The sequence below is a fragment of the Bradyrhizobium elkanii WSM2783 genome, assembly GCF_000472865.1.
In the GTDB taxonomy this organism is placed as follows: Bacteria; Pseudomonadota; Alphaproteobacteria; order Rhizobiales; family Xanthobacteraceae; genus Bradyrhizobium; species Bradyrhizobium elkanii_A.
This window is the reverse complement of sequence record NZ_AXAP01000056.1, coordinates 47412-54176: the sequence shown is the minus strand read 5'-3', so window position 1 is coordinate 54176 and position 6765 is coordinate 47412. Positions and strand designations below refer to the sequence as shown.

General features: G+C 58.5%; 6 protein-coding genes. 5 read left to right on the top strand and 1 reads right to left on the bottom strand.

The window, feature by feature from the left end:
• The 5 genes from YY7_RS0134380 to YY7_RS0134360 all read left to right on the top strand — a co-directional run.
• The coding region (locus YY7_RS0134380) for a transposase (protein ID WP_028167154.1) at nt 1-277 on the top strand (277 nt) is incomplete at its 5' end.
• Between the two features lie 349 nt (nt 278-626).
• Nucleotides 627-1082, top strand: coding sequence for a DUF3788 domain-containing protein (locus YY7_RS0134375; RefSeq protein ID WP_028167153.1), 456 nt, complete (start codon nt 627-629; stop codon nt 1080-1082).
• A gap of 354 nt (nt 1083-1436) precedes the next feature.
• Complete coding sequence (locus YY7_RS0134370) at nt 1437-1892, top strand: (2Fe-2S)-binding protein (protein WP_028167152.1); 456 nt, start codon at nt 1437-1439, stop codon at nt 1890-1892.
• A gap of 3 nt (nt 1893-1895) precedes the next feature.
• Complete coding sequence (locus tag YY7_RS0134365; protein WP_028167151.1) at nt 1896-4103, top strand: xanthine dehydrogenase family protein molybdopterin-binding subunit; 2208 nt, start codon at nt 1896-1898, stop codon at nt 4101-4103.
• A 232-nt stretch (nt 4104-4335) separates the two neighbouring features.
• Nucleotides 4336-5352 carry an AraC family transcriptional regulator gene (locus YY7_RS0134360; protein ID WP_028167150.1) on the top strand — a complete coding sequence of 339 codons (1017 nt, stop codon included), beginning with the start codon at nt 4336-4338 and terminating at the stop codon, nt 5350-5352.
• Between the two features lie 59 nt (nt 5353-5411).
• On the opposite strand, the gene YY7_RS53770 is transcribed toward YY7_RS0134360, so the two are convergent.
• The gene (locus YY7_RS53770; protein WP_051397081.1) at nt 5412-6650 is read right to left on the bottom strand and encodes a DUF3095 domain-containing protein; all 1239 of its coding nucleotides are present in this window, start codon (nt 6648-6650) and stop codon (nt 5412-5414) included.
• Between the last annotated feature and the right edge of the window lie 115 nt (nt 6651-6765).

Here is a 6765-nt window from a genome sequence, read left to right as displayed (position 1 = left end):
GGTGCCGAAGCAGATCTCGACCGGCGACCGCACGATCCTGGGCAAGATATCAAGGCGCGGCAATCGCTACCTACGCGCGCTGTTCGTCCAAGCCGCATGGGTGGTGCTGGTCAGGGTGAAGTGCTGGGAGCGCTATGGCCTCAAATCTTGGATCGAAGCCGCCAAGAAGCGATTGCACCACAACGTGCTGGCGATTGCGCTCGCCAACAAGCTCGCCCGGATCGCCTGGGCGGTCCTCAACAGGGCCGCGTCTTCTAGCGCAGGGCTCGCCAACTAAGACCTAGCCGGAAGCGAACTACGCTGGAAATGCCGACGCCTTCGCAAGCGCTGAGCGTTAACTCAAACGCCGGGGCATTGCTAGCCTCAAATGTCAGCCAACGAGCACAGTCCTGTCCTCGAAGAACGGACCGGACGTCCAGATTCGGTGTCCGCAAATCCGCGCGCCGGATTTCAGCTTTGACGGGCAACTCGCCTATGCCCCAATGGTGGAGAGAGGTCCGTGACAGGACTTGCGCAACACAGATTCGAACCTTGGGAACGTGGCGACACACCTTTCGCGCAAGATCAAGGTCGGCCGCCTAGTCTTCCGAACCGGTCGTGAAAAATTGTGATTGAAGGAAAGCGGCATGGAACAGTCCCCCCAGATCGGTGACAGGATCACTGACAAGTCAGCATCGCCCGATGATAGCACTGTCCGCGACTGGATCGGACCGGGCGCGTTCAAGCATTGGGCCTCTCTGCAGAACTGGATCGAGGACTTCTACCCCGGTGTCTTCGCGCCGGAATGGCTTTATGGCGGCAAGAAGCGCGGCTGGTCCCTACGCTACAAGAAAACAAAGGCGTTTTGCACCTTAGTGCCGGAATACAGGAGGTTTTCGGCCGTGGTGGTCTTGGGGAGAGCAGAACGAGACAAGTTTGAGGAGCGCCGTTATGTCTGGCGCTCGCCGTTGGTCAAGCTTTACGATGAAGCCCAAATATACCCGGACGGGAAATTCCTGACCGTTGCGATCTCATCCGCAGATGATCGGCATGATGTGACGGAGCTTTTGACCATGAAGCGCCCTCCACCGTCGCGCGCTTGAATGTCGCCCGAAAGTTTCGCGGCAAGTCGCGACGCTGGTTATTCAGCAAAAACTCTGTCGGATGGTGCCGAGCGGCCATCCGGCCGTCAAATCTCGCAACGTCGTTGCACGATGCGTTATCGTTTGAAGAGTTCGCTTCCCACCAACTACCGATCAACATGCTCTGGCAGGAGTGTCGTCAATTTCCTTCTTAGCTATCCGGCTTGCGAGCATTCCCCGTAGCTATGGAAACTATACATGCCGGCTATTGGAAAGCTTCGCCGCGTGTTGCAAACAATGCGTAGAGCTTTCGCGGATTTCATGAGTGACGTCGATTGGCTCATGGCTCACTCCCTGCGCGCTCAAGAGGCATTCATGGCTTTCACGTTAAATATCAACGGCACCCCTCGTGAGGTCGATGTCGACGGCGACATCCCGTTGCTGTGGGTGCTGCGCGATGTGCTCGGCATGACCGGGACCAAGTTCGGGTGCGGCCAAGCACTGTGCGGCGCCTGCACCGTTCATATCGACGGCCAACCTGTCCGCTCCTGCCAGACGTCGGTCGATAGCATCGGCGACGGCGCGGTCACCACGATCGAGGCGATCGGCCGCACGCCGCAAGGCGCGGCCTTGCGGATGGCGTGGTTGGATCTGGAAGTAGTGCAGTGCGGCTACTGCCAATCCGGCCAGATCATGTCGGCGGCGGCTTTGCTGAAAGATACTCCGAAGCCGAGCGATGCGGATATCGACTCAGCGATGTCGGGAAATGTCTGCCGTTGCGGTACCTACCAGCGTATCCGGGCCGCGATCAAGCGAGCAGCGGGAGTTTGAGCCATGGATAGGCTGATTCTAACGAACCGGATCGAAGATGAAACGGCGATGTCGCGGCGCACCTTCCTTCAGGGCACAGGCTTGCTGCTCGGTTTTGCTCTGACCGGTGCACGCACGGAGCCCGTGTTCGCGGCGCCTGCTTCGCAGGTGGTCGAAAACGAGGTCACGGGTACTTTCGCGCCGAATGGATTTATACGGATCAATCCGACCGGCGCCGTAACCCTGGTCATTCCGATGATCGAGATGGGACAGGGCGTTTACACCTCGCTCTCGATGCTTCTCGCTGAAGAACTTGAAGTGAAGCTTGACCAGATTCAGGTTCAGCATGCGCCGCCAAATCATGCGCTCTACGTCAACTCGATCATAGGTATTCAAAATACAGGTGGTTCCGCCTCTGTCCGCGCCTTCTGGACGCCGCTCCGTCAGGCAGGGGCAGTGGGTCGTAATCTGCTGATTGCGGCAGCCGCAAAGCGCTGGAATGTCGATCCGGCGACTTGCCGCGCCAGCGATGGCGTCGTGTTCGATGCATCAGGCTCGAAGCATCTGAGCTACGGTGAACTTGCGACCGCCGCGGCGAAATTGCCTGTGCCGTCTGCGGCAAACGTCAGATTGAAGGATCCGAAGGATTTCACCCTGATCGGAACGCGCGCCAAGCGCGTGGATTCATCGATAAAAGTCGATGGGCGCGCGCTCTACGGTATCGATACGCGATTACCGGGTATGAAGATTGCAACGGTTGCCATTTCGCCCGTGCTCGGTGGCAAAGCGAAAACGGTGAACGAGAACGCCGCGCTGGCAGTGAAGGGCGTGCGGCAGGTGGTCAATATCGATGAAGCTGTTGCCGTGATTGCGGATCACATGGGTGCGGCGAAGAAGGGGCTCGAGGCTGCCGCCATCACATGGGATGACGGGCCGAACGGCAAGGTCAACAACGCCGATATCGTCAAGCAATTGGAGGAGGAATCCAAAACGCCGGGCGTTGTTGCCCGCAACGAAGGCGATGCGGGGAAGGCACTTGCGGAGGCAGCGCAACGGGTTGACGCCATTTATCAGGTGCCTTTCCTGGCCCATGCGGCGATGGAGCCGATGAACTGTACCGTTCATCTGCAGAAGGATCGTTGCGACATTTGGGTCGGTACACAGGCGCCTACGATCACGCAGTCTCGGGTGGTCGAACTCACCGGCCTGCCAAAGGATGCGATCAAAATTCATAATCATCTGATTGGCGGCGGCTTCGGCCGAAGGCTGGAGGCCGATGGCACGGTGCTGGCCGTCAAGATCGCCAAGCACGTCGATGCCCCGGTGAAGGTGATCTGGAGCCGCGAGGAAGACATCCAGCACGACATGTATCGGCCGTACTATCTCAATCGGCTGTCGGCCGGACTTGATGCGGCCGGCAAGCCGGTTGCCTGGACGCATCGGATCGCCGGCTCCTCAGTCATGGCTCGCTACTATCCCCCTTACGTCAAGGACGGATTGGACCCCGACGCCGTCGAAGCGGCGGCCGAGCCGCCCTATGCGCTGCCCAATATCCACGTCGACTTTGTCCGAGTCGAGGCCCCCGGTGTCCGGACGTCTTGGTGGCGCGGCGTCGGGCCGACTCACAATGTTTTTGTGGTCGAAAGCTTCATGGATGAGCTCGCTCATGCCGCGAAGCAGGATCCCCTCGCTTACCGCAAGGGATTGCTTGGCCACAATCCGCGAGCGCTCGCTGTTCTGTCGCTCGCGGCGGAAAAAGCAGGGTGGGGATCCCCCCTTCCCGCGCGGCATGGCCGCGGAATTTCGGTACAATTCGCATACGGAAGTTACACGTCGCAGGTCGCCGAGGTCGAAGTGGCGGCCGATGGCTCTGTCAAAGTCAAGCGGATCGTCTGTGCGATTGACTGCGGCATGTACGTCAATCCAGATACGATCGAAGCACAGGTTCAAGGTGGAACGCTTTTCGGCCTGACCGCCGCGCTCCATGGGTCAATCACCTTCAAGGATGGACGGGTCGAGCAGAGCAATTTCGACAGCTATCTGCCAATGCGTATCGACCAGGTACCGGTGGTGGAGACACACTTGATCAAGAACGCTGAGGCTCCGGGTGGCGTTGGTGAAGCTCCGACAGCCATTGTCAGTGCTGCAGTAACCAACGCGATCTTCGCCGCGACCGGCAAGCGTGTGCGTAGCCTGCCGATCGATACAAATTCCCTGAAGTCGTCGCCTTAGTCCATGCCCGTCATCCCGCGCGCGTTGTAGCGTACGGGATGAGAGTCGGGAACTAAGCCCCGGAGCATAAAGACTATTGGAACATTCGCGTTCTCCGCAGGTCCAAATTTCGTCTAATGGCACGAAACGAGGTTCAGTGGTACGAACAGCATGGCAACGCCCCGCTAATCCTTGGAGAACAGGTTTCGGAGCACTATCAGTAGCGGTAGCCGGCAGTAAAGGGCCACCAGTCATGCACACTTCGAAAGCGGTTCCAAAGCAGGCTCTCGTCGGGCAGAACGTTTCGCCGCCCGCGGCCGCCACTGTCAAATTGTCTAAAACAGACCTCAACAACTTGATGCAGGCGCTCGACATCGATGTCATCGCGCTGACTGAGATTTTGGTGCCGCGCGGCCATCGAGTTGAATTTGGGACGATTGACGTACCCGGGATCCACTACAACTTAAGTGGCGTGGGCCGCATATCTATCAACCGCGGACCGATGATACCCTTGAGGCCTCATTTGCTCATCATCGTGCCGCCAAACACTCCGTTCATGATCGAGGTTGACGGTGGAAGTGGCCCACCGAAGCTCATTTCGAGAGACTGCTGGACTCGTCAAGACGGCATCCTCCGCGTCGCAGTGCCGAACGAGAAGCCCGAAATAGTCCAGATATGCGGCTTTTTTAACGCATCCTTTGGTCGGTCTGTGAGGCTGTTCGGAGAACTCCGCGAACCGGTCATCGAGCAATTCGAGCCGGCGGACAGGATCGATCTGAAGCTTCGCGAGGCTATGGACGAGTTGCTACAGCAAGAGGTCGGCGTTGGGGCCATGACAGCGTCTCTGCTCAAGCAGATCGTTGTCTCGTTGGTGCGACGGTCCCTCAAGTCATCCCAGCGGTGGACTGAACGATTCTCGATACTTGCCGACAGACAGGTCACTCGTGCTTTTGCGGATATGGTGGCGCGGCCGGGAGCCGCCCATTCAGTTCAAAGCTTGGCACACAGTGCAGGATTGAGTCGTTCGGCGTTCATGGCGCGTTTCTCTGACATCTTTGGACAATCCCCGATGGCCATCTTGCGAGACTTGAGAATGCGCCAGGCTGCGATCGATTTGACGACGACTACGATGTCGATCGACGTCGTTGCTCTTAATGCGGGGTACGAGAGCCGTTCAAGTTTTGTGCGAGCTTTTCGAAAGGCGTACAATCGGGATCCGAGCGACTATCGGCGGATAGCCAAGGAGGGTAAAGCCCAGAAGGATAACTGAGAACGGCGATCCCAAAGCAAGAAGGGGCTGCCGCCCGCGACGTCGCCCTCTGCTTTGCCTCACGCAGAGCGGCGCTCAGAATCAGGTGCTTCTCCGCTCGCAACATTTCGCTTCAAGTTGGCTGCGGCGAAGGCGTACCCCCCGGACGCGCCGTCAACGAAGTGCACGTGATTAGCTCGCATGGGTGATGGCACAAAGCACGTAAGATTTGCGGCCAACTGTCGATGCGTTCCAAAAAAGCATGCACCTCGTCGCTGAGCCTCTTCCAAGCGCGCGTCTACGACGTCAGCGAGTTCAGATGAGCAGTCCACTGTCATACGCAGGCCGTCATCGAATTTTCGGTAATCTGTGTTCTCCACAAGCTCTCGTCGGAACCCGGTTTCATCAAAGTTACCAACAGGAACTCCTAGCGGGGTGCCCACCCACGCAAGAATGGCGTGCAAGCGCTTCGCAGCCCGAGCCGCAAAGGGACTCTTTCGACTGCCTTTCTGGATGGCATGATCAAGATCGTCGCCGGCCCATGCGGGAATCGGGCCTTCGGCAGGCAATGGATGTAGGCCGGAGTCATTCGAACGGAGCGTCCGCAGGAGCTCCTGTATGAACTCTACAAACGAAGTAGGATCATCGCGCGGAACGACGATAAGAGAAAAGATGACGCCGTTCTTGGCGCTGATCGGCGCAAATCGGCACGAGAGACCTGTGAGGTCGGCTGTTACTCCCATGGGCGCGCGCGGAAAGGTGTAGCCGCCTTGCTTGAGTTTACGCTCTGCCCAGGCAAGTCCGCCACCGTCGAACATCGCGTAGGTGACGTTCGAGGATGGCGCGAAGCGAGCTACCAGGACGTCCAAGTGCTGAGCGCGAATGTCCGCGACAGGAATGACCGCAATGCGCAACGTGAGACCCAATGCGTCTTCAGCCCAGGCGGCGGTTTTTGCCAACGTATCCCTGATGATGGACGAATAGGCGCCGGGCGCGGCGAAGCTCGCGCCATCTCCTCCGAACGTGGACGGAAACTGTAGGTCGGGTAGTGCATTGCTGACGGCAGCAAGAACCGCCGCACCGGCCGCATTCACCTCACGGTACCGTCCTTGTTCAATAGCTTCGGTCGAATGGCTGACGTCCGTAACAGCGACGATCCAGTCATCAGGTAGAGGGCGATACCGATCTCGCCGCACGACGTCATCGAAAGAGCCGAAGGGCACAAGCGCCTGATAGAAGCGCTCGTCTTCGGCCTCTCGGTCAACCTTGATCTGGAAAAGACCCGCTTCGAAGGCTGGCTCTGATCTATCCACCATCATTTGCACTCCCTTCGATCGTCGTCGGGGTTCAGAGTGGGGCCGCATTGAGAGTCAGCGATCGCCAAAATGGCCAAACCACGCGAACGAGCCTAACGTCAAAGCCCACGACGGGATT